This is a genomic window from Vreelandella sp. ssv, from assembly GCF_059448525.1.
Genome location: NZ_CM182545.1, coordinates 1,654,861 through 1,679,579 on the forward strand (window position 1 = coordinate 1,654,861; position 24,719 = coordinate 1,679,579).

Genomic DNA, 24,719 nt, shown 5'->3' on the forward strand with positions numbered 1-24,719 from the left:
TCAATATTGATTCTAATCGCCGTTTATTACGCCATGGTCAGCGTTATTGCTTATGTTATTTATGCGATGGATAAAAAGGCGGCCATCCAACAGCGTCGACGGGTCAGCGAAAAATCGTTACACCTTCTCTCATTAGTCGGCGGGTGGCCGGGGGCCTGGATTGCACAACAACGCCTGCGTCATAAAACCCAGAAAACCGCATTTAAAGTTGTTTATTGGCTGACGGTCGGCATAAACCTAGCGTGCTTACTCGGCTTAACTCTCTACCCTTACGAGGGATAAAACAATGACAGCCTACTTTGTTCAGGCGTTTATCTATCTACTTGCCGCGGTGATTGCGGTACCGCTCGCCAAGCGGTTTGGTTTGGGGTCAGTGCTAGGCTATCTGGTCGCCGGGGTGGTCATCGGCCCAATCCTTGGGCTGGTGGGCCAAGAGACCACTACCATTCAGCACTTCGCCGAGTTTGGTGTGGTGATGATGCTTTTTTTGGTAGGCATGGAGTTTGACCCCAAGGGGCTCTGGGCGATGCGCGTCCGGCTGGTCGGTCTGGGTGGGCTTCAGGTCGTGCTGACGGCTGCCGCTGGTACCGCTATTGCCTGGTGGCTGGGTCTGGTTTGGCAAACGGCACTGGCGGTGGGGCTGATTTTTGCGCTCTCATCCACGGCGATTGTGCTGCAAACGCTGAATGAAAAGGGGCTCGCCAAAACTGAGGGTGGGCGAAGTGCCTTCTCGGTACTGTTGTTCCAAGATATCGCAGTGATTCCCATGCTGGCGCTGATTCCGCTTCTAGCGCTGCCTGAGTTGATGAGCGCGGGCGGCGATGATGGCCATGCCAGCTTAAGCTGGGTAGCCCACTTGCCTGGCTGGGCGCACGCTTTAGTAGTCGTGGGTGCCATCGTGAGTGTCATCGTCGGCGGCTACTATTTAGTGCCACTGCTGTTCCGCTATGTGATTGGCTCAGGGCTACGCGAAGTATTTACCGCGACGGCCTTGATGCTAGTGATTGGTATTGCTGCGCTAATGAGTTTGGTCAATCTATCCCCCGCGCTGGGTGCATTCCTAGCGGGGGTAGTGCTCGCCAATAGTGAGTTCAAGCACGAACTGGAAGCCAATATCGAACCCTTTAAGGGGCTGCTGCTGGGACTGTTCTTTATTACCGTAGGGGCGGGCATTAACTTTTCGGTACTGGTGGCGGAGTGGGGAACAGTGCTATCGCTAGGGATTGCCGTTATCGCTGTTAAGGGCGCTATTCTGCTGTGTTTAGCTTTACTGTTTCGTGTGCATGGTAGCAACGGCTGGCTATTCACGCTAAGCCTTGCCCAAGCCGGTGAGTTTGGTTTTGTGCTGCTGACTTACAGCGTTCAAAATAGCGTGATACCAACGGATATCTCACAAGTTCTCTCACTGGTTGTGGCGCTGTCGATGTTCTTAACCCCCCTGCTGTTTATTGCCTACGACCGCTTAGTACTCCCACGCTACCAAACAGCCAAAAATGACGACCGTGAGGCCGATACGATTGAAGAACAGGCCCCGGTTATCGTCGCGGGGGTGGGGCGGTTTGGACAAATTATCTGCCGCCTGCTGCGGGCCAATAGTATTCCCATTGTGGCCCTGGATCACGAGATTGGACAGATAGAGAATCTGCGCAAAATTAATATCAAAAGCTACTTTGGTGATGCCAGCCGCTCCGATCTGCTTGAAACGGCGGGTATAGAGCATGCTCGTTTGATCGTGATTGCTTTGGACGACCGCGACCGCGCCGTACAAATGGTCAAACACGTTAAACAGTACTACCCCCATGTTTGGGTGCTGGCCCGTGCCTTTGACCGTGGGCATGGCTATCAGCTACGTGACGCAGGGGCGGATGATGTTGTCAGTGAAACCTACCATTCAGCGCTGGAACTAGGCGGTCACGCATTGACTGCTATGGGTGTACACCCCATGCGTGCCAAGCAGATGACCTGGGCCTTTGTGCAGAATGAAGAAGCCCATGAGGATGAGCTGTTTGAGGCTTGGAAAGAGATAGACGGGGGAATTAGCTTTAGCCCCCGCTACGGTGAGCTGTTTATGAAGCTTGAGGAAGCGCTGAATAGCGCCATGCAGCAAGATTGGCACGAACCGCAACGCGAAGATGTACCTATCTGGACAGCGCCAGACCAACATCGCGAAAGCGTTTAAAAGGGAATATGCAAAGAGGCGCTTAACATATTGAGATGGCTAAGGGTGGGAGCGTCGATGCGCTCGTATTCCAGTCGGCTAACAAGCCGGTTGATCGTTAAGGTCGCTCCGAAGCCTTGTAGCATCGCGGTGCCGCTTTCATCGGCGCCTTCCAGCTCACTTTCACCACGCCATTCAGTGATGCCGGACTTCGCATAGATGCTGAAAGCACCCATGCGAACGCCGGCAACAATGGCGCCTCCCAAACTGAGTGTATCCATGATGAGGGGGTTAACATTGGAGGAGGTGGAGATTTCGTCGCTTTCCCGGTAGGCAATTTCAGCGCCAATATCGAGCTGGGGAAATCGCCAGGGGCTGAAGCCAGCGGTGACTCGAAAACCGCTGGTATAGTTATCAAGGCTTTGAAGGTCGCTACCTTCCAGAATAACGCCATTATCGAGCTGCATGAGTTCGCTGTTGGGTGCGGTATACGCCATCACCGGCGGGTGCTCGTCGGCGTTGCTGCTAAACCAGGGAATAGAGCAGCAGATAAGGGTGCTTGCCAAGCGCTTGATTGGCATTTTTATACACCTATCGTTTCATACCCAATTGTTGTCGTATAGCCATGGGTAAAGAGGAGAAAGCAATCCTATTCAGGTTAGCAACTGGCTTGGATTTCCACCACTTTAATTGCGCTCTGGGCTAAGTTATCGACTAAATTTTTACCCATCGTGATAAAGCGCTCGCCAAATACCCACTCTGGAGAGAGCACTGCTGGTCGTTTCAGCTGCTCTTTTTGCCGTTGGCGCTGGCGCCACGCCTTAGCCATATCACTCCAATCATCCACGTGTTCCAGTCGAAAGCCGCCCTTTTCAAGCAGTCGAGTCAGCTCTACCAAGGTAAGCAAATGAGAGTGTTCGGAAGAGGCTGCCCATGGCACTGGGTAGCGAAGTTGTGCCACGTTTGGGCCGCTGACCACTTCATGCATGACTACCTGCCCGCCAGGGCGCAGCACGCGGTGGCTTTCAGCGATGACTTTGGCGGCATCGGGCATGTTTAGCAGGCTGTGCTGAAATAGCACGGCATCAAAGCTGTTATCGGCAAACGGCAGGGCGCTCGCGTTACCGGTGACCCAGGCAAGCGGGAGTGATTCAGGCTGCTTTATCCGTAAGCTCAATGCTTTGTTTAATGCATTGAACCTATGCGTGATATCCAGCCCCGTCATTTGAAACCCTAGCGCCGCGCCTTGGCGCATTAATCCGCCTAACCCAGCGCCAATATCCAGCACTTTGCCGTGGGTGTTAGGACTGAGCAGTTCAAGCAGCCGAGTAGAGGCCGCCACGCCGCCAATATGCAACTGATCCAGTGGTGCCAGTTGGTGCCGCGTGGGGCCATCGGGGTAGTGGGTATCTATTTGTACCAGCACTTCATCAGCGCGCAGGGCGCGCTGATAGTGATCCGCTACACGATTGGGGTTGGTCATTGCTCGTTATGACTCTTGATCCAAGCCTAGCTCCTGAATCGAAATTTCGCGCATCTTGAATTTCTGAATCTTGCCGGTGACGGTCATCGGGAATTCATCAACAAATTTGAAGTAGCGTGGAATTTTGAAGTGGGTGATTTTACCTTTGCAGTACTCGCGTAGCTCTTCGCCCGTCACTTCACCCGCGGTGCTGTTGAGTTTCACCCACGCAATCAGCTCTTCGCCATACTTCTTGTCCGGCACGCCGGTGACCTGAACTTCTGAAATCGCCGGGTGGGCGTAAAGGAACTCTTCGATTTCCTTGGGATAAACGTTCTCGCCACCGCGAATCACCATGTCTTTGATGCGGCCGACGATCTGGATATAACCCTCTTCATCCATGGTGGCCAGGTCGCCGGTGTGCATCCAGCCCGCTTCATCAATCGCCTCGGCAGTGGCCTTGTCATTATTCCAATATTTGAGCATCACGCTGTAGCCTCGGGTACACAGCTCGCCAATTTCTCCGCGGGGGAGAATGCCGCCGTTACCGGGGTCGACAATTTTATTTTCCAGATGCGGTTGAGTGCGACCCACGGTGGAAACGCGCTTCTCGATGCTGTCATTGGCCCCCGTCTGGGTGGATACCGGGCTGGTTTCCGTCATGCCGTAGGCGATCTGGACGCCCTTCATGTTCATCTTGCTAATGACCTGCTTCATGATTTCCGCAGGGCAGATCGAGCCCGCCATAATGCCGGTTCGCAGTGAAGAGAGATCGGTGCCAGGGAAATCAGGGTGATCAAGTTCGGCAATAAACATGGTTGGCACGCCATAAAGCGCGGTAGCTTTCTGCTCATGCACCGCCTTGAGTACTTTACCGGGATCAAAGCCTTCATCCGGGTAGATCATGGTCGCACCGTGGGTCATACAGCCCAGGTTGCCCATCACCATGCCAAAGCAGTGGTAGAGCGGGACCGGAATTACCAAGCGGTCTTCACTGGTGAAGCCCATGCTTTCCGCCACGAAGAAGCCGTTATTAAGAATATTGTGGTGGGAAAGCGTTGCGCCTTTGGGGAAACCCGTGGTGCCGGAGGTGTACTGAATATTAATGGCATCGTCGAACTGCAGCGTTGCCTGCAGGTCGTCAACGTCGGTTTGGCTAACCTTGTTGGCTTCTTGCATCAGGTCAGACCAGCGCCACATGCCGCTCAGCTTTTCGCTGCTTAAATTAATAATGCACTCAAGGTCGGGCAGCTTTTGCGACTTCAACTCACCTTCGTTACTGGCGTTTAACTCGGGGGCCAACTCATACAGCATGCCGCTGTAGTCAGAGCTTTTGAAGCTGTTAGCGGTGACCAGAAAACGCGCGCCGGATTGATTCAGCGCGTACTCAAGTTCATGCGTGCGGTAAGAGGGATTGATGTTGACCAGGATGGCGCCAATTTTGGCAGTGGCAAACTGCGTTAACGTCCATTCGCTGCAGTTGGGTGCCCAAATGGCCACTCGGTCGCCTTTATTGACGCCGATGGAGAGCAGCGCACGGGCACAGCGATTGACCTCTTCCTGAAGCTGGCGATAGCTCCAGTGAATGTTTTGGTGCAGTACAATCAGCGCGTCATTATCAGCATATTGCGTCGCGATTTGGTCAAATTTATCGCCGATCGTCATGCCCAGAAGGGGCTTGTCAGCCAGGCTGCTGGAGTAGCTGGGTTGGGTAAGAGTAGGTGATGCCATGGTGTATCTCTCCGATATTTTTCTTGTCCGAGCGGTAAGGCAGGGGATCGCTAGCTACTTTTCATTGTTATTATTCACGTCTCATTCAACGGCTAGCGCCTTTTGCCAGGGCCACCTTGGAGCTGGGCTTGCGGCCTAGCTCGTGGGTAATCCAGTAGCCGGTTTCGATCACGGCTTGTAGGTCGATGCCCGTTTCAATCCCCAATCCTTCTAGCAGATAGAGGACGTCTTCAGTGGCGACGTTGCCGGAAGCGCCTTTGGCATAGGGGCAGCCGCCAAGCCCCGCAGTAGCGGCATCAATTATGCTAACGCCCTCTTCCAGGACGGCATAAAGATTGGCCAGCGCCATGCCGTAGGTGTCGTGGAAGTGAGCGGCCAGAAACTCAATGGGCACCTGTTGGCGCGTTGTCTCAATCATGCGTTTAGCCGCCAGCGGCGTGCCGACGCCAATGGTATCGCCCAGAGACACCTCGTAGCAGCCCATCTCATACAGTGCTTTGGCCACTTCAGCCACTTTGTCGGGGGCGATCTCGCCTTCGTAAGGGCAGCCCAATACGCAGGAGACATAGCCGCGCACGCGCACGCCCGCCTCACGGGCGCGCTCTAGTACGGGTTCAAAGCGCACCAGCGACTCGGCAATGGAGCAATTAATGTTCTTTTGCGAGAACGCTTCTGACGCTGCACCAAATACGGCGACCTCTTCAACCCCCACTGTTAGGGCGTTTTCGAGCCCTTTTAAATTGGGCGTTAGTGCGGAGTAAACCACGCCTGGCTGGCGTTTAATGCCGGCCATGACCTCAACGGCATCGCCCATTTGCGGCACCCATTTAGGTGACACAAAGCTGGCGGCTTCGATATGCGTGATACCTGCTTTAGCAAGCCGCTCGATCAGAGCAATTTTAGTCGCGGTGGGCACGATGGCCCCCGGCTCGTTCTGCAGGCCGTCACGAGGCGACATTTCAAACAGCTTTACAGAGGTGGGTAATGGCATCGGTGACTCCTATTCGTTGGCCGCAAAGTCGAGCAACACAGCGCCTTGGTTAACAGTGTCACCGGCCTGGAAGTGAAATGTCTCCACGCTACCATCGGCTGGAGCGGTCATGGTGTGCTCCATTTTCATGGCTTCCATGACCATCAGCGGCATGCCTTTTTCGACGACAACCCCAGGCTCCACTAGCAGGGCAACTACTGTGCCGTTCATGGGGGCAGTGAGGGTAGACTCCGCTTCGTGGTGGCCGTGGTCAATGGCATCAATGCGGCGCCAAAACAGGCGGGTTTCACCGCTTGGGTCGGCCATGACCACTACATGGCCATCTCGGCGCGCCTGCAGGCGGCGACGGTGGCCATTCAAGGTAACGGCGACTGCATCGCCAGTAAGCGGCTGCAGACTGGCAGTTAGCGTTTTATCGCCAATGATGAGGTTCCACAGCGACTCACCCGCATTGCGTTTACCTTCAACGATCACTACCGCGTCGTCGCTATCAGCGGCTTGAGCGTGCGCAGGGTCACACAGTGCAATACGAATGGTGTGCGGCGCGTTGAGCCGGAAGCCGTCGTGGCGATCCCAGGGCGAATCGCTTTCGCACTCCTGAGAAAGCTGATGCAGACCAATCAGCGCCGCGCTGGCGTAGGCTTCCATGCTGTGAGTACGAGGAGCAAACAGCGTCGCTTCGTTGCGCTCAATAAAGCGTGTGTCCAGCTCCACGTTCTTAAAGCCAGGATGCGTTGCCAGGCGCATTAAGAAGGCGCGGTTGGTCACAACACCCTGTACGTCCAGTGCCGCCAAGGCACGGTTAAGCGTGGCCAGCGCCGCATCGCGGTCGGCACCGTGAACGATCAGCTTGGCGAGCATGGGGTCGTAGTGCATCGACACCGAGTCACCGCTCTCTACACCGCTATCAAGGCGAACCTGGTCGCCGCTTAAACCTGCGCCTTCTAAGTCGAGTGCAAAGCGGGTTAGCAGACCGGTGGCGGGTAGGAAATCCTGGTCTGGGTCTTCGGCGTAAATACGCGCTTCAAAACTATGGCCGGTAATCGTCAGCTCATCTTGAGAGCAGGGCAGTGGCTCTCCCATGGCTACGCGTAGCTGCCACTCGACCAGATCCTGTCCGGTAATCATCTCGGTGACCGGGTGCTCGACCTGAAGACGGGTATTCATCTCCATAAAGTAGAATGAGCCATCAATGTCTAGCAAAAACTCGACGGTGCCTGCGCCCACGTAGCCAATCTCCTGGGCTGCGCGAACGGCGGCATCACCCATGGCGCTGCGCAGCTCCGACGTCATACCTGGAGCGGGGGCTTCTTCGATCACTTTTTGATGGCGGCGCTGAACGCTGCAATCACGCTCGAACAGATAAACGCCGTTACCGTGGCGGTCACAGAACACCTGGACTTCCACATGGCGCGGCTGCACCAGGTATTTCTCGATCAGCATGCGGTCATCGCCGAAGGCGGCTTTTGACTCACGGCGGCAGCCATCTAACGCTGCCTGAAAGCCATCGCCTGATTCAACAACGCGCATGCCTTTACCACCGCCACCCGCGCTGGCTTTGAGCATGACCGGGTAGCCGATCTTGTCGGCTTCAGCGCGGAGCAGGGCGTCGTCTTGATCATCACCATGGTAACCCGGCACCAGTGGTACACCGGCGTTGGCCATGCGTGCTTTGGCAGCGGATTTATCCCCCATGGCGGCGATCGCCGAGGCAGGCGGACCGACAAAAGTAATGCCCGCTTCTTCAAGGGCTTTGACGAAGGTACCGTTTTCAGAAAGAAAGCCGTAACCGGGGTGAATGGCGCCGGTGCCGGTACGTTTGGCTGCGTCAATCACCGCATCGATATTCAGATAGCTTTCCCGTGCGGCGGCAGGGCCTAAGCGCACGGCCTCGTCGGCTTCACGCACGTGGCGTGCGCTGGCATCAGCATCGGAATACACCGCGACGGTTTTCAGTCCCATACGGCGCGCAGTGCGCATTACACGGCAGGCGATTTCGCCACGGTTGGCGACCAGCAGAGTGTCAAAAGGCGTCGTGCGAGCGGCTTTTTCGTGTTTGTTCATGAGCGGCGCTCCGAAGCGTTAGGTGTGTTATTGGATTCGACCCAATCCGGGCGGCGCTTCTCAAAGAAACTGGATAAACCCTCCTGGCCCTCTTGGCTTACCCGCAGCTTGGCGATCACCTGGCAGGTATGCTCGCGGGTATCGTCACTGTCAGGGGCTTGAGCAACCGTGGCCATCAGCGCCTTGGTGGCGCGCTGGGCCTGGGGCGAGCCTGCCAGCAGTGTTGTCAGCATGGCGTCGACTGTGCTGTCTAGCGTTTCGTGCTCTACCACTTGATGCGCTAAACCGAGCTCAAGCGCCGTAGGGGCGTCCATCACTTCTGCGGTTAATGCATAGCGGCGCATCTGTCGCTCGCCCAGGGCACGTTGGACATAGGGGCTGATGACCGCAGGCGATAGGCCAATTTTGACTTCCGAGAGGCAAAACTTGGCTTTGTCAGAGGCGATGACCACATCGCAGCAGGCAGCAAGCCCCACCGCGCCACCAAAGGCAGCGCCTTGAACGCGGCAAACCGTGGGGCAGGGCAGCGTATCGAGCTCGTGCATCAGAGCGGAGAGTTTGCGGGAATCGGCGAGGTTATCCTCCAGGTCGTAATCGACCATGCGCTTCATCCAGTTCAAATCGGCACCCGCAGAGAAGCTCTTGCCTTCGGAACCCAGCACCACGACGCGTACATCACCCGCCTCAGCAAGGGTGTGTAGCTGCTCTAGGTGTGCATTCAGTTCAGCGATCAGGCTGTCGTCAAAAGCGTTATGCACCTCGGGGCGGTTTAAGGTCAGGCGCGCCACGCCCTCTTCAATAATCAGCGTTGAGTAAGCCATGGTGATTGCCCCTTACATCCGGAACACGCCGAAGCGTGTCTCTTCGACTTCAGCATTCATCGCGGCAGCTAATGAAAGCCCCAGCACATCGCGGGTTTGCAACGGATCAATCACGCCGTCGTCCCATAAGCGAGCGCTGGCGTAATAGGGGTGGCCTTGATGTTCGTACTGCTCGCGGGTAGGCTGCTTGAAGGCTTCTTCTTCCTCTTTGCTCCACTCGCGGCCTTCGCGTTCGTGCTGCTCGCGCTTAACCTGAGCCAGAACACCCGCTGCCTGTTCGCCGCCCATGACGGAAATACGCGCATTGGGCCACATAAACAGCAGGTTGGGGTCGTAGGCGCGGCCGCACATACCGTAGTTACCCGCACCGAAGCTACCGCCAATCAGGACGGTGTATTTGGGCACCTTGGCACAGGCCACGGCGGTCACCAGCTTGGCGCCGTGCTTGGCAATGCCTTCGTGTTCGTACTTGGAGCCGACCATAAAGCCGGTAATGTTCTGCAGGAAGATCAGCGGAATCTTGCGCTGGGCGCATAGCTCAATAAAGTGCGCGCCTTTCACCGCGCTTTCGGAAAACAGCACGCCGTTGTTGGCCACGATCCCCACCGGGTAACCATGGATATGCGCAAAGCCGGTGACCAGGGTTTCGCCGTAGTAGCGCTTGAACTCATCAAAGTCGGAGTCATCGACGATGCGGCCAATGACTTCGCGCACGTCGTAGGGCTTTTTCAGATCGGTGCCGACAATTCCATACAGCTCCGCAGGGTCGAGTTTGGGTGGCTTTGGCGCCTGCATGGCGAGCTTGCCACGCTTTTGCCAGTTCAGCCGCGACACACAGGCGCGAGCCAGCTGCAGCGCATGGGCGTCGTTTTCCGCGTAGTGGTCGGCGACACCGCTGACCTTGGCGTGAACGTCGGCACCGCCCAGGTCTTCAGCGCTAATGCTTTCCCCGGTGGCGGCTTTTACCAAGGGCGGGCCGCCCAGGAAAATCGTGCCCTGCTCTTTAACGATGATCGATTCATCCGCCATGGCGGGCACGTAAGCGCCGCCTGCGGTGCAGGAACCCATCACCACGGCAATTTGCGGAATGCCTTCGGCAGACATGGTCGCCTGGTTGTAGAAGATGCGCCCGAAGTGATCGCGGTCGGGGAATACTTCATCCTGGCGGGGCAGGAAGGCACCGCCGGAATCGACCAAATAAATGCACGGCAGGCGATGCTTGCGGGCGATCTCCTGGGCGCGAATATGTTTTTTCACCGTGAGCGGGAAGTAGGTGCCGCCTTTCACCGTGGCGTCGTTGGCGACAATCACGCACTCGACGCCGGAAACACGACCAATACCGGTAACCACGCCAGCGGCGGGGATCTCGCTATCGTATATATTGTGAGCCGCAAGGGCGGAAAACTCTAAAAATGGTGAGCCTTCATCGATCAAGTGATCGATGCGGTCACGCACAAACAGTTTGCCGCGGCTTTCATGTCGATCACGGGCTTTAGCACCGCCACCCTGGGCGACAGCGGCGGTCAGTTCACGCAGTTTATTAACTTCACCCAGCATTGAGGCTTCGTTGGCTTGAAACACATCGCTACGCGGGTTGATTTGGCTATTCACAGTACTCATGGCGCAGCCTTTACTTAGTTTCAGTGAAGAGTTCGCGGCCAATCAACATCCGGCGAATTTCGCTGGTGCCCGCACCAATTTCATACAGTTTGGCGTCGCGCAGCAGGCGCCCGGTAGGGTATTCGTTGATATAACCGTTACCACCAAGCAACTGAATGGAGTCCAGCGCCACCTGAGTGGCCTTTTCGGCACAGTAGAGAATCACACCGGCGGCGTCTTTACGTGAAGTTTGGCCACGATCACAGGCACCGGCCACTGCGTATAGATAAGCGCGGCAGGCGTTCAAGGTGGTGTACATATCCGCCACCTTGCCCTGCACCAGTTGGAATTCACCAATCGACTGATTGAACTGCTTGCGCTCGTGGATATAGGGCATCACCACATCCATAGCGGCCTGCATAATGCCGATCGGTCCAGCGGCCAGTACGGTACGCTCATAGTCCAGCCCGCTCATGAGTACGCGTACGCCTTTGCCTTCCCCACCGAGAATGTTGTCAGCGGGAACCGTGCAGTCCTGAAATACCAATTCACAGGTGTTGGAACCGCGCATGCCCAGCTTGTCGAGCTTCTGGGCGGTGGAGAAACCGGGCATACCTTTTTCGATAATAAAGGCGGTAATGCCTTTGGAGCCGGCTTCCGGATCGGTCTTGGCGTAGACCACCAGCACATCCGCATCCGGACCGTTGGTGATCCACATTTTATTGCCGTTAAGGATGTAGTGGTCGCCATTCTGCTTGGCACGCAGCTGCATCGAGACCACGTCAGAGCCTGCACCGGGTTCAGACATCGCCAAAGCGCCCACGTGGTCGCCGCTGATTAGCTTAGGCAGATACTTGGCTTTCTGTTCGGGGGAGCCGTTGATCTTGATCTGGTTAACGCACAGGTTGGAGTGGGCGCCGTAAGAGAGCGCTACCGATGCGCTGGCCCGCGAAATCTCTTCCATGGCGATACAGTGGGCGAGATAGCCCATACCGCTACCGCCATCCTCTTCAGAGACGGTGATGCCCAGCAGCCCCATATCACCAAACTTCTTCCAGAGGTCGTTAGGAAACTCATTAGTGCGGTCGATTTCGGCAGCGCGGGGGGCAATCTCGCTGGCCGCAAAGGCGTTGACCTGCTCACGCAGCATGTTCAGCTCGTCATCGAGGCCAAAATTAAGTTCTGAGTAGTGTGAAAACATGGTCAATCACCTGTTGCAGATTTTTGTATTAGCTTGTGTTAGCTATTTGTGTCGGCGAGTCGCGCTGGCGATATGTCGTGCGACGAGTTCAGTGCATGGTGGCAGAAGAGCGGGCAGACGCTTTGTCGGTCGAGCCGGCATGCTCCTGTTCGTTTTGTTTTTCCTGAGGCTCTTTTTCGAGCAGTTCTTCGAGCGCCTGGCGGCAGCGTATTTCAGCGCTCTCAAGCTCTAGCTGCACCATGGTGATGTCTTTCATTTGTTGATCCAGCGCCGCACGGCGTTCGCCTATTTTGCTAAGCATTAGATGCAACTGTTTTTTGCTACCGCTGCGGGTTTCGTCCCAAAGCTCGAACAGTTCGCGAATCTCTGCCAATGAAAACCCCAGCCGCTTGCCACGAATGGTGAGTTTCAGCCGCACTCGGTCTTTACTGCTGTAAACCCTGGTTTGCCCACGCCGGGAAGGGTGGAGCAGCTCCTGATCTTCATAGAAGCGAATGCTACGAGTGGTTAAATCAAACTCATTGGCCAGTTCACTGATCGAGTAAGTTTTGCTCATGGTGACGTTCTCTCACAAAGTCGTTGTTCCCGATATATGACGCCTATGGAACACTGCCACTGAGGCTAAAACAAGTTTACGTTAACGTAAAGCTATTGTTGTGAGCAGTTGAAAAGCGTTGAAATGATGTAAGTCACTGATATTTATGTTTTGAAAGCAGTTATGAATTCAGGATCATCTTGTCGATAGACCAAAGTTGTAATTGTATTGCCATAGTGAGAGTTGCTAGTTTGCACATACACCTTACGTTCAGGTAAGCCATAAGCAGCCCTTTTTGGTTTGCCTGTAAAGATTTAGCACAACAACAATAAGAGGCTTGCCACTCTATGAGTGCAAACGATGTCCTTCAGGGACCTGTCCTCGAAACCCGAGGACTGACCAAAGAGTTCCGTGGGTTTACCGCCGTCGACGACGTTAATCTTCAGGTACAGGAAGGACATATACACGCACTGATTGGTCCCAATGGTGCCGGTAAAACGACTGTATTTAATTTGTTGACCAAGTTTCTACCGCCTACCCGTGGCGACATTTTGTATCGCGGTAAATCCATTACTAGTAAAAAATCCAATGAAATTGCCCAGTTAGGCTTAGTGCGCTCGTTTCAGATTTCAGCAGTGTTCGCCCACATGACTGCCTTGGAAAACGTGCGAGTGGCCCTGCAGCGAAAATTGGGCACCTCGTTCCATTTCTGGAAATCCGAAAAATCCCTCGATCACCTTAATGAGCGAGCGCTTGAGCTGCTGGAAGAAGTGGGGCTGCGGGAATACGCCGATACCCTAACGGTAGAGATGCCCTATGGTCGCAAGCGGGCACTTGAACTTGCTACCACGCTGGCACTGGACCCGACCATGATGCTGCTCGATGAACCCACCCAAGGCATGGGCGCGGAAGATGTCGATCGCATCGTGGCGCTGATCAAACGCGTTTCTCAAGGGCGCACCGTTTTGATGGTCGAACATAACTTGAGCGTTGTGAGCCGCCTGTGCGATCGCATCACCGTGCTGGCGCGTGGCGCTGTTTTAGCGGAGGGCGATTACGATACGGTCTCTCGTAACCCACAGGTGCGTGAAGCCTACATGGGTAGCGACGCCGCGGAAGAGGATGGTTCTGAAAAAGAGGGAGCTGCCGTATGAATACCGCTGAAGCCCAAGCGCCTATTGAAAACACGCAAAGCCTCGAAATGTTACGCGTGCAGGATCTGCACGCTTTTTATGGTGAATCGCATATCCTGCATGGCGTCAATTTCGACGTGAAGCGTGGCGAGCTTGTGACGCTGCTGGGACGCAATGGCGCTGGGCGAAGCACCACGTTGAAATCGATCATGAACATGGTGGGGCGCCGCACGGGCTCTATCGTGATTAACGGCAATGAAACGCTGCGCATGAAGCCACACCATATTCCGCGTCTAGGGGTGGGTTACTGCCCGGAAGAGCGCGGTATTTTTGCCAGTTTGGATGTGCACGAAAACCTATTACTACCGCCCACTGTGCGTTCCGGCGGTATGAGCCTGGACGAAATCTACGCCATGTTTCCGAATCTTTATGAGCGGCGTAGAAGCCAGGGGACGCGGCTTTCCGGAGGGGAGCAGCAGATGCTAGCCATGGCGCGTATCTTGCGCACGGGAGCGCGAATGCTGTTGCTCGATGAAATCACCGAGGGGCTTGCGCCCGTCATTGTGCAGAAACTTGCCGAAGTGTTGGTTCAGCTAAAAGAGCGCGGTATGACCATTGTGCTTGTGGAGCAGAACTTTCGCTTTGCGGCGCCGCTTGCGGATCGCCACTTCGTGATGGATCACGGCCAGATAGTCGAAGAAATCAGCGCCGCGCAGCTACCATCGCGCCGGGAACACCTCAACTCAATGCTAGGGGTATAAGACACCAGCAGACGCGCCTGAAGGCATGCTCGCTGCTCACAAAAACAATAAATGAACCATTCACTTAGTAGATCGTTTCACAACTGCTCAAGCACACCATAACAGCTATACCATAACAACAAGGGCCTCAGGGCCAGGAGTCGAACATGACCTTTATGAAAAAAACGCTGACTGCCAGTATCGCCGTTGCGGCAGCTTCAAGCCTCGCTATTTCCACCGCCCAGGCGGATATGAGCGATGGTGAAGTCCGCATTGGTTATCTGGCCGATATGTCCGGTACTTATCGCGACCTCGCTGGCCCAGGCGGCTTGACCGCCATGGAGATGGCAGTCGCCGATTTTGGCGGCAGCGTAAATGGCGCACCCATCGTTATTTCCAGTGCAGACGATCGGAACAGTGCTGACGTGGGGGCTAATACCGTGCGTGGCTGGATCGATCAGGATAACGTCGATATGGTGGGCGGCTTGGTCGCGTCTTCGGTGTCTATTGCGGTAACCAAAGTGCTGGAAGAGAACAACGGCCTGGGTATTGTGTCCGGCTCGGCGGCATCTAGCATTACCAATGAACACTGTACTCCTAACCATATTCACTGGGTGTATGACACTTACCCGCTGGCCAACGGCACCGCCAAGGCCGTCGTAGAGCAGGGCGGCGATACGTGGTTTATGCTGACCGCTGACTACGCCTTTGGCCATGCGCTGGAGGCCGATGTCACCAAAGTCGTCGAAGAGAGCGGCGGCGAAATTGTCGGCGGCGTGCGCCACCCATTCCCCACTAACGACTTCTCCTCCTACATCCTGCAGGCGCAAGGCTCCGGCGCGAAAATTGTTGGCTTGGCCAACGCCGGTGCCGATACCGTTAACGCGATCACCACGGCCAGTCAGTTTGGCCTGGCCCAATCCGGGCAGCAGCTTGCAGGTCTATTGATTTTCTTGAATGACGTGCACGCCCTTGGCCTGGAAGCCACCCAGAACCTGTTACTGACTACCGGTTGGTACTGGGATATGGATGAGCAGTCCCGCGAATGGGCGCAGCGTTACTTTGATGAAGTAGGCCGCATGCCCACCATGGTGCAAGCCGGTATCTACTCCAGCACCATGCACTACCTAAAAGCCGTTGAAGCGGCGGGTACCGACGACCCTGAAACCGTGCGCGCACAAATGGCTGAAATGCCTATTGAAGACTTCTTTGCCCGCAACGGCACTATCCGTGAAGATGGCCGCATGATTCACGACATGTACCTCGCCCAAGTGAAAACGCCGGAAGCGTCCACCGGTGAGTGGGATCTTTACGAAATCCTCAGCACTATTCCCGCCGAAGAAGCCTATCGCCCGCTGTCTGAAAGCCAGTGCAAGCTGGTGCAGAACTAAGCCGAGCCACTGAGAGTGGCGTGTAGAACCGGTTGGCGGCAAGTGGCCGCCAACTGTTAGACGGCGAGGAGAGTCGTATCATGATGATGATATTCGGCGTGCCAATGGCCGTCTTCATGGGTCAGCTAACGCTGGGCCTAGTGAATGGCGCCTTTTACGCACTGCTTAGCTTGGGCCTGGCGGTCATCTTCGGCTTGTTGAAGATCGTCAACTTTGCCCATGGGGCGCAATACATGCTGGGAGCCTTCGCCGCGCTGTTGGGCTTTCGCTATTTGGGTATCAATTACTGGCTGGCGCTGTTTTTAGTGCCGCTAGTCGTCGGTGGTTTTGGTGTGCTGCTAGAGCGCTTTTTACTGCGCCGTATTGCTCATTTAGACCACCTCTACGGGCTGTTGTTAACCTTCGGTTTAGCGCTGATTTTTGAGGGCACGCTGGTCAACTTCTTCGGTGTTTCCGGTGCGCGCTACGCTACGCCGGAAATTTTTCAGGGAGGTTTGAACCTGGGCTTTATGTTCTTACCTACTTACCGCGCCTGGGTGCTGGTGGCGGCGCTGGCGATGTGCCTGTTTACCTGGTTTATGATCGAGCGTACGCGGTTGGGTGCTTACCTGCGCGCGGGCACTGAAAACTCGCAGTTGATGCAGGCGTTTGGCGTTAATGTGCCGCTGTTGATCACGCTAACCTATGGGTTTGGGGTTGGTTTGGCAGCCTTTGCCGGTGTGTTGGCAGCGCCGCTTTATCCGGTATCGCCGACCATGGGTTCGAGTTTGTTAATCGTGGTGTTTGCGGTGGTAGTCATTGGCGGTATGGGCTCGATTCTAGGCGCCATTATTACCGGTCTCGGTATGGGCATTATCGAAGGGCTGACCAAGGTCTACTATCCGGAAGCCGCTAATACGGTGATCTTTCTTGTCATGATCCTCGTGCTCATGTTGCGCCCTGCGGGGCTGTTCGGTAAGGAGGCATAAGCATGACGGAATCTCAAACAATCGCGGCACCATCCGCGGTACAGGAACGCCAGAAGCGGGCGAAGTTCCGCCGCAATATGTTCTATCTGGCGCTCATCGTAGTGGGGCTGGTAGCGCCATTTTTGGCCTACCCCGTATTCCTAATGAAAGTGCTCTGTTTTGCGCTGTTTGCCTGTGCTTTCAATCTACTGCTTGGTTATGCGGGGCTGCTGTCTTTCGGCCATGCGGCCTTCCTGGCTACCGGCGGTTACGTAACGGGTTACCTGTTGGCGAGCTATCCAGGGTTAACGCCGGAGCTGGGTATTATCGCCGGGACGTTGCTGGCCACGCTGCTTGGAGTCGTGTTTGGGGTGCTCTCCATTCGCCGCCAGGGCATCTATTTTGCCATGGTGACCCTGGCAATCGCCCAGCTGGCCTACTTCATGTTTGTGCAGGCGCCGTTTACCGGCGGCGAGGACGGCTTGCACGGCGTACCCCGCGGTGAGCTGTTTGGATTTATCAGCCTGAGCAGCAATTTAGCAATGTACTACTTTGTTTTCGCGATTTTTATCTTTGGCTTCGCGTTGATTCAGCGCACGGTGCACTCACCGTTTGGCCAGGTGCTAAAAGCGATTCGTGAAAACGAGCCCCGCGCCGTATCGCTGGGCTACAACGCCGATGCTTACAAACTCGTGGCGTTCGTGATCTCTGCAGGATTAGCAGGCTTGGCAGGCTCGACCAAAACCGTTGTCTTCCAGCTGGCTTCACTGACCGATGCGCATTGGCATATGTCGGGTGAAGTGATTTTGATGACACTACTGGGCGGTGTGGGCACCTTGCTGGGCCCCTTAATGGGGGCAGGTATTGTGGTCAGCCTGCAGCATATCCTGGCTCAGTCGCCCCTGGGCAACTGGGTGAGCGTAATTCTTGGCATTATTTTTGTGATCTGTGTGCTCAGTTTCCGCAGCGGGATAATCGGTGAGCTGGACAAGATGTATCGCAAAAACTTTAAGTAAGCGTTTTTTTAAAAGAGCAGACTCTCTTCCCGATGTTGGGCGCCGTTTGGCGCCCTTTTTTTGATTTCTTTACTGAGTCTACGCCTAAGGTCGCAAGCGCTGGCAGGTTGCTTGTGGGCAGCTAAATGGATAAGTTAACGTTAACGTCAATTATAACGACAACAGCAGTGCGCACGCGCATTCGCGGAGATACGCCATGAATTTTGAACTCAACGAAGACCAGGTCGCCTTTGCCGATATGGCGCGAGCCTTTGCCCAAAACGAGTTAGAGCCCCATGCTGCCGAATGGGACCAAACCTCGTTCTTTCCGGTTGATGTGATTCGCAAAGCGGGTGAGCTGGGTTTTTGCTCCTTATATGCACCTGAAAGCGTGGGTGGGTTGGGCCTTTCGCGCCTGGATGCCAGCATCATTTTCGAACAGCTCTCCATGGGCTGCACCTCGACCACTGCTTATCTGACGATCCACAATATGGTCACCTGGATGCTGGCGGATTTTGGCACCCCGGAAGCGGTAGAGCAGTGGGGCGCAAGGCTGGCCACGGGCGAGCTGCTGGGTTCTTACTGCCTGACCGAACCCAATTCAGGTTCTGACGCCGCCTCGCTGAAAACCACCGCCAAGCGCGATGGCGACGACTATGTAATTAATGGCAGCAAAATGTTTATTTCAGGCGCTGGTAGCACCGATTTCCTGGTGGTGATGGCACGTACCGGTGGCGAAGGTGCTAGCGGCGTTTCCGCCTTTGCAGTCGATGCCAAGAGCGATGGCATTAGCTACGGTCGCAAGGAAGAAAAAATGGGCTGGAACAGCCAGCCAACCCGCATGATCACCTTTGAAGATGTGAGGGTGCCCGCTAATCATTTACTGGGCAACGAAGGCGATGGTTTTAAAATCGCCATGAAGGGCCTGGACGGTGGGCGGATCAACATTGCTACCTGCTCAATCGGCACCGCCCAGCAGGCGATCAATAAGGCGCGCGAATATATGCTCGAGCGTAAACAGTTTGGTAAACGCTTAGCCGAGTTCCAGGCGCTGCAGTTCCGCTTGGCCGATATGGTCACTGAGCTGGTGGCGGCGCGGCAGCTGGTGCGCATGGCCGCTACCAAGCTGGACGCAGGCCATGCAGACGCACCGACCTACTGTGCCATGGCCAAACGCTTCGCGACCGATGTGGGCTTCAAGGTATGTGACGAAGCGCTTCAACTTTACGGCGGCAACGGCTATATCAAGGAGTACCCCATGGAGCGCTATGTGCGCGATACCCGGGTACACCGGATACTGGAAGGTACCAATGAAATCATGCGATTGATCATCTCTCGCCGGGTACTAGCAGACGGCGCCACCGAGCTGTAAACAATGATGAATAAGATAGCGACGTATAAGGAAGGCCAATGAGCAGCGTACTGTTTACCGAACATGCCACCCAAGACGGTCACGTGATTGCTGAGATTAAGCTCAACGCCGAGCGCTCGCTGAACGCGTTAACGCTTGAGATGTGCGAAGAGATGTTGCCCCGTCTTCACACCTGGGCCAGTGATGAGCGGGTGGTCGCAATTTTGTTGGATAGCGCAGGCGAAAAAGCCTTTTGTGCTGGCGGCGACGTGGTGAATCTGTATAAAACGATTACCGGCGAGGGCGACCCCAGCTTTCCAGAGCGCTTTTTCGAAACCGAGTATCGGCTTGATTTCCTCTTGCACACCTACCCCAAACCGGTGATCTGCTGGGGCAATGGCATTGTGATGGGCGGCGGCATGGGGTTATTAAGTGCTAGCAGCCACCGTGTCGTGACCGAGACATCGCGCTTGGCAATGCCTGAAGTCACTATCGGCCTCTACCCGGATGTGGGCGCCAGCTGGTTCTTGAACCGCCTGCCTAACGGCGCGGGGCGTTTTCTAGCCATGACCGGCTGCCAAATCAATGCGCCAGATGCCGTACACCTCGGCTTGGCTGACCGCTGTATCGCCAGCCATCACCGCGATGCCCTGTTGCAGCAACTGACTGACGCACGCTGGGGAGCCGGTGAAAACACCGATGCCAGCGGCGTGGTTAACCGCATTATGCGTGAGCTTGAGCAAACATCGCAGCCTGTGTTCGCCGAGTTGGAAGCGCCCGTTTACCAGCACTCACCATTGATTCGCGAGTTAATGGATCACGACAGCGTGGAGCAAATTGTCGCCGCTATTACGGCGGTAAAAAGCGACAATAAGTGGTTTAGCAAAGCACAGAAAACGCTCGCTCACGGTAGCCCGGTGTCGGTCAAACTGATCGATGCGCAGTTAAAGCGCGCCAAATATATGTCGTTAGCGGAAGTGTTCCAATCTGAAATGGCGCTATCTGTACAGTGCTGCCGCCACCGCGAGTTTCCCGAGGGTGTTCGTGCGCTGCTAGTCGATAAAGACGGCCAGCCAGCTTGGACATACCCGGATGTGGCCTCGGTAGAGACGCACTTTATCAACGAGCTACTCGATTCTCCCTGGTTGCACAATCCTTTGTCGGATCTACGCTAACTCAATACTCCAAATACGCTAATAAGGACAATAAAGATGACGACTGTTGCATTTATCGGCTTAGGCAATATGGGTGGCCCGATGGCCGCCAACCTTTCGAAAGCAGGGTTTAACGTTCGCGCTTTTGACCTTTCGGAAGACGCACTGGAAACAGCCAAATCCAACGGCTGCGAAGTCGCTTTTTCGGCCCAAGAAGCCGCCACTGGCGCGGACTTTGTCATCTCTATGCTGCCCGCAGGTAAGCATGTGCGCGCGCTGTATGTTGAGGGTGATACGCCGCTTTTTGAGGTGATTAAAAAAAGCGCGCTGGTGATCGACTGCTCCACGATTGATGCTGATACCGCCCGTAGCGTCGCGGCCGAAGGCGAGAAGCTAGGCATCGGCTTTGTAGATGCGCCGGTTTCCGGCGGGGTAGGCGGTGCTCAGGCGGGTACGCTGACGTTTATCGTCGGCGGCTCAGAACCCCAGTTCGAACAGGCCAAATTGGTGCTGGACGTGATGGGTAAAAACATCTTCCACGCCGGTGACCATGGTGCGGGGCAGGTGGCCAAAGTCTGCAACAACATGCTGCTCTCTATTCTGATGGCGGGCACCTGCGAAGCGATCAATATGGGCGTTAAAAACGGACTGGACCCAGCGGTGATTTCAGAAATCATGAAGCAGAGTTCCGGCGGCAACTGGGCGTTGAATGTGTATAACCCCTACCCAGGCGTCATGGAAAACGCGCCCGCATCCAAAAATTACCAGGGCGGCTTCCAGGTTGACCTGATGATCAAGGATCTAGGCCTCGCCATGGATGTCAGCCAGCAAAGCGCTTCCGCCGTCCCCATGGGCTCCGCTGCCCGCTCGCTGTTCACCCTGCATAAAGCGAAAGGCAACGGCAAGCTCGATTTCTCAAGCCTAATGAAGCTATATCAAGATGAGGCGTAAAAAGTAAGAGGATAGGGGTTGTAGCGCGCGGTAACGAATGTCGTGAGGAACGAGCGATATGAGGCACCCGCGATGGGCGGCAACGCCGCCCCTGCATCCCCTCCATGCTCCATAAAGCCAAATTCAACCAACTTGCCACCCACCCCCACACACGGCAAACTCAGCTTCCTCACTATCCTCACATAAAAAGGACAACCATGATTACGCTTTGGGGCCGCAACAACTCCACCAACGTCAAAAAAGTGCTGTGGGTACTAGAAGAACTGGAACTGCCCTTTGAGCAGATTCAGGCGGGCCTTCAGCATGGGGTCAACAACACCCCAGAGTACCTAGCCATGAACCCCACAGGTTTAGTGCCGCTACTCAAAGACGACGCCACCGATAGCGTGCTGTGGGAATCCAACGCCATTATTCGCTACCTGGCCGCCCAATATGGCCAGAACAAGCTATGGATTGAAGCGCCCGCCAAACGCGCGCAGATGGAAAAATGGATGGAGTGGGCTAACAGCACGTTGACCCCAGCCCATCGCAAGATATTGATGGGCTTTGTCAGAACACCCGCCGAAAAGCGCGATAACGCCGCCATCGAAGCAGCGGTGAAAGAGTGCGAAGTGCTATTTGCCATAATGGATAACGCACTGGCGAATCAGACCTGGTTTTCCGGCGACGCTTTTGGCCTGGGCGATATCGCCATCGCGCCCTTCGTTTACAACATGCTCAACAGTGGCCTTACCTGGCAAACCCATTCCCATCTGGAACGCTGGTACCAACAGCTCACTGAATTACCTAGCTTCCAAAAGGTCGTGATGATTCCAGTTACGTGATGCTTGCATCTAAATGATGTACATGCGGGAGGGCAGCGAAGCTGCACTAGGTAAGGCCTAAAAGCTTGCCTCAGCCTCCGCTAAGTCATCATCCAGCTTCTGCAATATCTCACACGCCAACCCATGGCGCTGGGCACTCTCAATCAACGGCCCCAATATCGCCCCGCGCTCGGTGGGGCGTTTGGCCTCCACGTCCTGCAGCATCGACGCCTTATTGTTCGCGGTGTTCTCCACCACCTGCCACACCAACGCCAACCACGCATGTTCACCAATACCGTCATTAGGCGGAGCAATGCCCTCGGCTAACATAATCGCCGCGACTTCCTTTACCACCGCCACTACACGGCCCGCATAAGCTTCACCGCGCAGCTCGCCATTACGAATGCCGTTTAACGCCACCAGTGGGTTAATCGCCGCGTTCACCGCTAGCTTCTGCCACAGACGTTGGCGAATATCATCCACCTTGGTGGCGGCAAGGCCAGCTTGGGCTAATGTTTGCGCCAGTGCTTCCGACAGATCGTCGTGCTGGTTCTGCAAATCCCCGACAAAGGTATGTCCGCGCCCGGCATGTACCACGCCATCATCACCGCTTAGGTAAGCCCCATCAGTCGTTGTTGCGCATAACACCGGCCCTGGCCACGTCTGGGTAATACGCGGCTGCGCCAAAAAACCGTTTTGCCACAGCACCAGCGGAGTAGAGGGGGGGATCGCGTTAGCGAGGCTTTCAAGCGCCGCCTCAGCGGCCATCGCTTTAGTGGTGATATGCACAAAGGTAGGGGGCGTATGCGTTTCAGAAGCCAGTTGGGCAACTGTGAGGATATTAAGAGGCAGTGCGCACTGTTCGCCTTCAGGCGTGGTAAGCGTTTGCTGTTCAGGCAGCGCTCGGCGACTGATTAGCGTGGTGGCTGCTAGGGGGGAGAGTGAATGGGCCAATAGGCGACCAATGGCACCAGGGCCGAGTATCCAGTGGGAAGCCATCATTGAGTACGTTACTCCTCAGTGGTATTGCCACCAAGCATACCTTGTTCGCCAATGCTGGGTAAGATGACAAAGGCCAGTAGAACACTTTGCTACACTGCGGTCTCGCAAAAGGAAAACGTATCACTCAAGCCAAATGTTTCAAATAATACAAGGCGTTGACAGCTTAAAGCCTCCAGTGAACACTGAAAAGTTATAACACTTATGCAATTTCAGACAAACAGGTAGAAACGGTCTACAGTTTTCAACCATATGGGTAAACGTTAATAATGGTGCTAAGAGGTATGCTTTTTATAAAAGTGTGGCTGTATTAAAGCTGAAAGGCTAAAGCGGAAAGTAATAGTTTAAAGTTGCTACAGGTGATGAAATTGTTCGATTATTAACATCGGTGCCTAGACAATGTCGCATTTTCGATATTAGGCTTGGCAGGGCACCGTAGTACTTGGTTAGCTAGGGATTAATTAATGCCCTAGCACATTGGTCTCGCTTTTCTTTGTTGATTTTGCAGCTTTCTTCTCTTTTGCAGTTAAAAGTGGTTTCTTCTTGGTATTTTTTTTACTGTCTTGTCCTTTGCTCATGACATTTACCTTTATTAATCCATAGGTTGACAAAAATTATGCTGCATAAAGCCAGCTTTTGAGAGTTGATATTAGCGCACAAATCGTCACTGCGCATTGTTATATAATGATGACCCTAATAAAAATAAATTAAATAAATTGTTGAACCTGACAGTTACCCGGTCACATCAGTAATGCTGATCTATAAAATCCGATTCTGCGCATAAAAAAAGATTGGACATAAAATGCTTTCAAGACAGAGTAGGTTATTGATTTACTGGATTAATAATCACATTTTTCTAACAGCCAAACGCTAGTGCTCTCAAACAAAAAGTAGCGCATAAGTTTCAAAGCTTTTTTCATGAGTATGTCCCCTTTGCCTTTGCCTTTGCCTTTGCCTTTGCCCTCGCATCCGCGGCCTTACTCGCCATTCCTGGGCCAACGATATTAACCGTGGTCAGCTACTTGATTGCCAAGGCAGGCGCGCCAATAGTCCGCTTGTCGCTGCGGTGGCCCTTGGGTGATTCAACGGCGCTGCTCTTTTCGCTGCTTGGCTGGAGGCTGTTTTGGCCACTTCGGCCTTTTGGTTCACCGTTATCAAATGGATCGGCGGTATATACCTGCTGTATATGGGCATAAAGCTGTTGCGTGCCAGTTTATCGTCGGAGCAGCCGGTAACACCGGATCAATAAGGTTCGCGCTGGATTCCCATGCGGATGAAATAGCGGCATTCATGGCGCTGGTATCGGCAGACCCCAATTTCACCACGTGCACTGTACCCATTGGTAATGGCGAGTTTCTGGCAACGCGGTGGGGGGGATGAGGGACTGCCGCCATCACTGTTTGTTTTAGCTTAAAAGGCACTCTAGCTGACCGCTCCAGCGGAGGCTGAATGTTGCTGCTAGATAAACTTAACTCGTCAGAATATAAACGAAATTAACTATGATCAGAGATTTCTAAAAGGGCGATTCGGAAGCCATCGCGCACATTTATAATAACTAAATTGAAAATACCGCTATTTCATTTGAAGAGACGCCAGTATCGGGTAGCGATATCGAGCGCAGGATAGTGAGTGTTCAGGGGGCGGGTTTACCCTGGATGGTGACAATGGAAGATGATGCTGGGCTTATGCCTAT

Annotated in this window: 22 protein-coding genes; 12 read left to right on the forward strand and 10 right to left on the reverse strand. The window is 54.7% G+C overall.

Annotated elements, in window-relative coordinates:
* Positions 1-6 precede the first annotated feature (6 nt).
* Together AC5TBW_RS07570 and AC5TBW_RS07575 are read left to right on the forward strand one after the other, a co-directional pair.
* Entirely contained in the window at positions 7-282 is a 276-nt protein-coding gene (locus AC5TBW_RS07570; RefSeq protein WP_495511467.1) for a DUF1294 domain-containing protein, read from the forward strand.
* A gap of 4 nt (positions 283-286) precedes the next feature.
* Positions 287-2,179, forward strand: a complete 1,893-nt coding sequence (locus AC5TBW_RS07575; RefSeq protein WP_495511468.1) for a monovalent cation:proton antiporter-2 (CPA2) family protein — start codon at positions 287-289, stop codon at positions 2,177-2,179.
* Here the strand turns inward: AC5TBW_RS07575 and AC5TBW_RS07580 are convergent.
* The 9 genes from AC5TBW_RS07580 to AC5TBW_RS07620 form a co-directional block, all read right to left on the reverse strand.
* The gene (locus AC5TBW_RS07580) at positions 2,176-2,739 is read right to left on the reverse strand and encodes a putative outer membrane beta-barrel protein (RefSeq protein WP_495511469.1); all 564 of its coding nucleotides are present in this window, start codon (positions 2,737-2,739) and stop codon (positions 2,176-2,178) included. The two genes, AC5TBW_RS07575 and AC5TBW_RS07580, sit on opposite strands and share 4 nt — an antisense overlap.
* A 77-nt stretch (positions 2,740-2,816) precedes the next feature.
* Entirely contained in the window at positions 2,817-3,641 is an 825-nt protein-coding gene (locus AC5TBW_RS07585) for a class I SAM-dependent methyltransferase (protein ID WP_495511470.1), read from the reverse strand.
* Between the two features lie 6 nt (positions 3,642-3,647).
* Positions 3,648-5,351: an AMP-binding protein gene (locus AC5TBW_RS07590; RefSeq protein ID WP_495511471.1), complete on the reverse strand. Its 1,704-nt coding sequence runs from the start codon at positions 5,349-5,351 to the stop codon at positions 3,648-3,650.
* Between the two features lie 85 nt (positions 5,352-5,436).
* Positions 5,437-6,342 carry a hydroxymethylglutaryl-CoA lyase gene (locus AC5TBW_RS07595; protein ID WP_495511472.1) on the reverse strand — a complete coding sequence of 302 codons (906 nt, stop codon included), beginning with the start codon at positions 6,340-6,342 and terminating at the stop codon, positions 5,437-5,439.
* Positions 6,343-6,351: 9 nt separating this feature from the next.
* Positions 6,352-8,406: an acetyl/propionyl/methylcrotonyl-CoA carboxylase subunit alpha gene (locus tag AC5TBW_RS07600; RefSeq protein WP_495511473.1), complete on the reverse strand. Its 2,055-nt coding sequence runs from the start codon at positions 8,404-8,406 to the stop codon at positions 6,352-6,354.
* Positions 8,403-9,227 (reverse strand): enoyl-CoA hydratase/isomerase family protein, encoded by an 825-nt coding sequence (locus tag AC5TBW_RS07605; protein WP_495511474.1) that lies wholly within the window; start codon positions 9,225-9,227, stop codon positions 8,403-8,405. The genes AC5TBW_RS07600 and AC5TBW_RS07605 overlap by 4 nt, the downstream gene beginning before the upstream one ends.
* Before the next feature lie 12 nt (positions 9,228-9,239).
* Positions 9,240-10,847 (reverse strand): carboxyl transferase domain-containing protein, encoded by a 1,608-nt coding sequence (locus AC5TBW_RS07610; RefSeq protein WP_495511475.1) that lies wholly within the window; start codon positions 10,845-10,847, stop codon positions 9,240-9,242.
* A 10-nt stretch (positions 10,848-10,857) separates the two neighbouring features.
* Positions 10,858-12,027: an isovaleryl-CoA dehydrogenase gene (locus AC5TBW_RS07615; RefSeq protein ID WP_495511476.1), complete on the reverse strand. Its 1,170-nt coding sequence runs from the start codon at positions 12,025-12,027 to the stop codon at positions 10,858-10,860.
* Between the two features lie 88 nt (positions 12,028-12,115).
* A complete protein-coding gene (locus AC5TBW_RS07620) occupies positions 12,116-12,583 on the reverse strand; it encodes a MerR family transcriptional regulator (RefSeq protein ID WP_495511477.1) in 468 nt (155 codons plus the stop codon).
* 326 nt (positions 12,584-12,909) lie between these two features.
* Here AC5TBW_RS07620 and AC5TBW_RS07625 point away from each other — a divergent pair, with 326 nt between their 5' ends.
* The 9 genes from AC5TBW_RS07625 to AC5TBW_RS07665 all read left to right on the forward strand — a co-directional run bounded on the left by AC5TBW_RS07625 (position 12,910) and on the right by AC5TBW_RS07665 (position 22,048).
* Positions 12,910-13,716, forward strand: a complete 807-nt coding sequence (locus tag AC5TBW_RS07625; RefSeq protein WP_495511478.1) for an ABC transporter ATP-binding protein — start codon at positions 12,910-12,912, stop codon at positions 13,714-13,716.
* Entirely contained in the window at positions 13,713-14,456 is a 744-nt protein-coding gene (locus tag AC5TBW_RS07630; protein WP_495511479.1) for an ABC transporter ATP-binding protein, read from the forward strand. Before AC5TBW_RS07625 ends, AC5TBW_RS07630 begins: the two co-directional genes overlap by 4 nt.
* Before the next feature lie 146 nt (positions 14,457-14,602).
* The gene (locus tag AC5TBW_RS07635; RefSeq protein WP_495511480.1) at positions 14,603-15,826 is read left to right on the forward strand and encodes an ABC transporter substrate-binding protein; all 1,224 of its coding nucleotides are present in this window, start codon (positions 14,603-14,605) and stop codon (positions 15,824-15,826) included.
* A gap of 80 nt (positions 15,827-15,906) precedes the next feature.
* Positions 15,907-16,794 (forward strand): branched-chain amino acid ABC transporter permease, encoded by an 888-nt coding sequence (locus AC5TBW_RS07640; protein WP_495511481.1) that lies wholly within the window; start codon positions 15,907-15,909, stop codon positions 16,792-16,794.
* 2 nt (positions 16,795-16,796) lie between these two features.
* Positions 16,797-17,789: a branched-chain amino acid ABC transporter permease gene (locus tag AC5TBW_RS07645; RefSeq protein WP_495511482.1), complete on the forward strand. Its 993-nt coding sequence runs from the start codon at positions 16,797-16,799 to the stop codon at positions 17,787-17,789.
* 196 nt (positions 17,790-17,985) lie between these two features.
* Complete coding sequence (locus AC5TBW_RS07650) at positions 17,986-19,140, forward strand: acyl-CoA dehydrogenase family protein (protein ID WP_280106561.1); 1,155 nt, start codon at positions 17,986-17,988, stop codon at positions 19,138-19,140.
* 38 nt (positions 19,141-19,178) lie between these two features.
* Positions 19,179-20,294, forward strand: a complete 1,116-nt coding sequence (locus AC5TBW_RS07655) for an enoyl-CoA hydratase/isomerase family protein (RefSeq protein ID WP_495511483.1) — start codon at positions 19,179-19,181, stop codon at positions 20,292-20,294.
* 21 nt (positions 20,295-20,315) lie between these two features.
* Entirely contained in the window at positions 20,316-21,224 is a 909-nt protein-coding gene (gene mmsB, locus AC5TBW_RS07660) for a 3-hydroxyisobutyrate dehydrogenase (RefSeq protein WP_495511931.1), read from the forward strand.
* 197 nt (positions 21,225-21,421) lie between these two features.
* Complete coding sequence (locus tag AC5TBW_RS07665) at positions 21,422-22,048, forward strand: glutathione S-transferase family protein (protein ID WP_495511484.1); 627 nt, start codon at positions 21,422-21,424, stop codon at positions 22,046-22,048.
* A 57-nt stretch (positions 22,049-22,105) separates the two neighbouring features.
* On the opposite strand, the gene AC5TBW_RS07670 is transcribed toward AC5TBW_RS07665, so the two are convergent.
* Positions 22,106-23,026 carry a ketopantoate reductase family protein gene (locus AC5TBW_RS07670; RefSeq protein WP_495511932.1) on the reverse strand — a complete coding sequence of 307 codons (921 nt, stop codon included), beginning with the start codon at positions 23,024-23,026 and terminating at the stop codon, positions 22,106-22,108.
* Between the two features lie 1,123 nt (positions 23,027-24,149).
* On the opposite strand from AC5TBW_RS07670, the gene AC5TBW_RS07675 reads away from it, so the two are divergent.
* The gene (locus tag AC5TBW_RS07675; protein ID WP_495511485.1) at positions 24,150-24,275 is read left to right on the forward strand and encodes a LysE family transporter; all 126 of its coding nucleotides are present in this window, start codon (positions 24,150-24,152) and stop codon (positions 24,273-24,275) included.
* The last annotated feature ends 444 nt before the right edge of the window (positions 24,276-24,719 follow it).

What these genes read in the sequence shown, in the direction of transcription:
- AC5TBW_RS07575 (WP_495511468.1), top strand. Translation starts at nt 287, where the DNA reads ATGACAGCCTACTTTGTTCAGGCGTTTATCTATCTACTTGCCGCGGTG.
- AC5TBW_RS07580 (WP_495511469.1), bottom strand. Translation starts at nt 2,739, where the DNA reads ATGCCAATCAAGCGCTTGGCAAGCACCCTTATCTGCTGCTCTATTCCC.
- AC5TBW_RS07585 (WP_495511470.1), bottom strand. Translation starts at nt 3,641, where the DNA reads ATGACCAACCCCAATCGTGTAGCGGATCACTATCAGCGCGCCCTGCGC.
- AC5TBW_RS07590 (WP_495511471.1), bottom strand. Translation starts at nt 5,351, where the DNA reads ATGGCATCACCTACTCTTACCCAACCCAGCTACTCCAGCAGCCTGGCT.
- AC5TBW_RS07595 (WP_495511472.1), bottom strand. Translation starts at nt 6,342, where the DNA reads ATGCCATTACCCACCTCTGTAAAGCTGTTTGAAATGTCGCCTCGTGAC.
- AC5TBW_RS07600 (WP_495511473.1), bottom strand. Translation starts at nt 8,406, where the DNA reads ATGAACAAACACGAAAAAGCCGCTCGCACGACGCCTTTTGACACTCTG.
- AC5TBW_RS07605 (WP_495511474.1), bottom strand. Translation starts at nt 9,227, where the DNA reads ATGGCTTACTCAACGCTGATTATTGAAGAGGGCGTGGCGCGCCTGACC.
- AC5TBW_RS07610 (WP_495511475.1), bottom strand. Translation starts at nt 10,847, where the DNA reads ATGAGTACTGTGAATAGCCAAATCAACCCGCGTAGCGATGTGTTTCAA.
- AC5TBW_RS07615 (WP_495511476.1), bottom strand. Translation starts at nt 12,027, where the DNA reads ATGTTTTCACACTACTCAGAACTTAATTTTGGCCTCGATGACGAGCTG.
- AC5TBW_RS07620 (WP_495511477.1), bottom strand. Translation starts at nt 12,583, where the DNA reads ATGAGCAAAACTTACTCGATCAGTGAACTGGCCAATGAGTTTGATTTA.
- AC5TBW_RS07625 (WP_495511478.1), top strand. Translation starts at nt 12,910, where the DNA reads ATGAGTGCAAACGATGTCCTTCAGGGACCTGTCCTCGAAACCCGAGGA.
- AC5TBW_RS07630 (WP_495511479.1), top strand. Translation starts at nt 13,713, where the DNA reads ATGAATACCGCTGAAGCCCAAGCGCCTATTGAAAACACGCAAAGCCTC.
- AC5TBW_RS07635 (WP_495511480.1), top strand. Translation starts at nt 14,603, where the DNA reads ATGACCTTTATGAAAAAAACGCTGACTGCCAGTATCGCCGTTGCGGCA.
- AC5TBW_RS07640 (WP_495511481.1), top strand. Translation starts at nt 15,907, where the DNA reads ATGATGATGATATTCGGCGTGCCAATGGCCGTCTTCATGGGTCAGCTA.
- AC5TBW_RS07645 (WP_495511482.1), top strand. Translation starts at nt 16,797, where the DNA reads ATGACGGAATCTCAAACAATCGCGGCACCATCCGCGGTACAGGAACGC.
- AC5TBW_RS07650 (WP_280106561.1), top strand. Translation starts at nt 17,986, where the DNA reads ATGAATTTTGAACTCAACGAAGACCAGGTCGCCTTTGCCGATATGGCG.
- AC5TBW_RS07655 (WP_495511483.1), top strand. Translation starts at nt 19,179, where the DNA reads ATGAGCAGCGTACTGTTTACCGAACATGCCACCCAAGACGGTCACGTG.
- AC5TBW_RS07665 (WP_495511484.1), top strand. Translation starts at nt 21,422, where the DNA reads ATGATTACGCTTTGGGGCCGCAACAACTCCACCAACGTCAAAAAAGTG.
- AC5TBW_RS07670 (WP_495511932.1), bottom strand. Translation starts at nt 23,026, where the DNA reads ATGGCTTCCCACTGGATACTCGGCCCTGGTGCCATTGGTCGCCTATTG.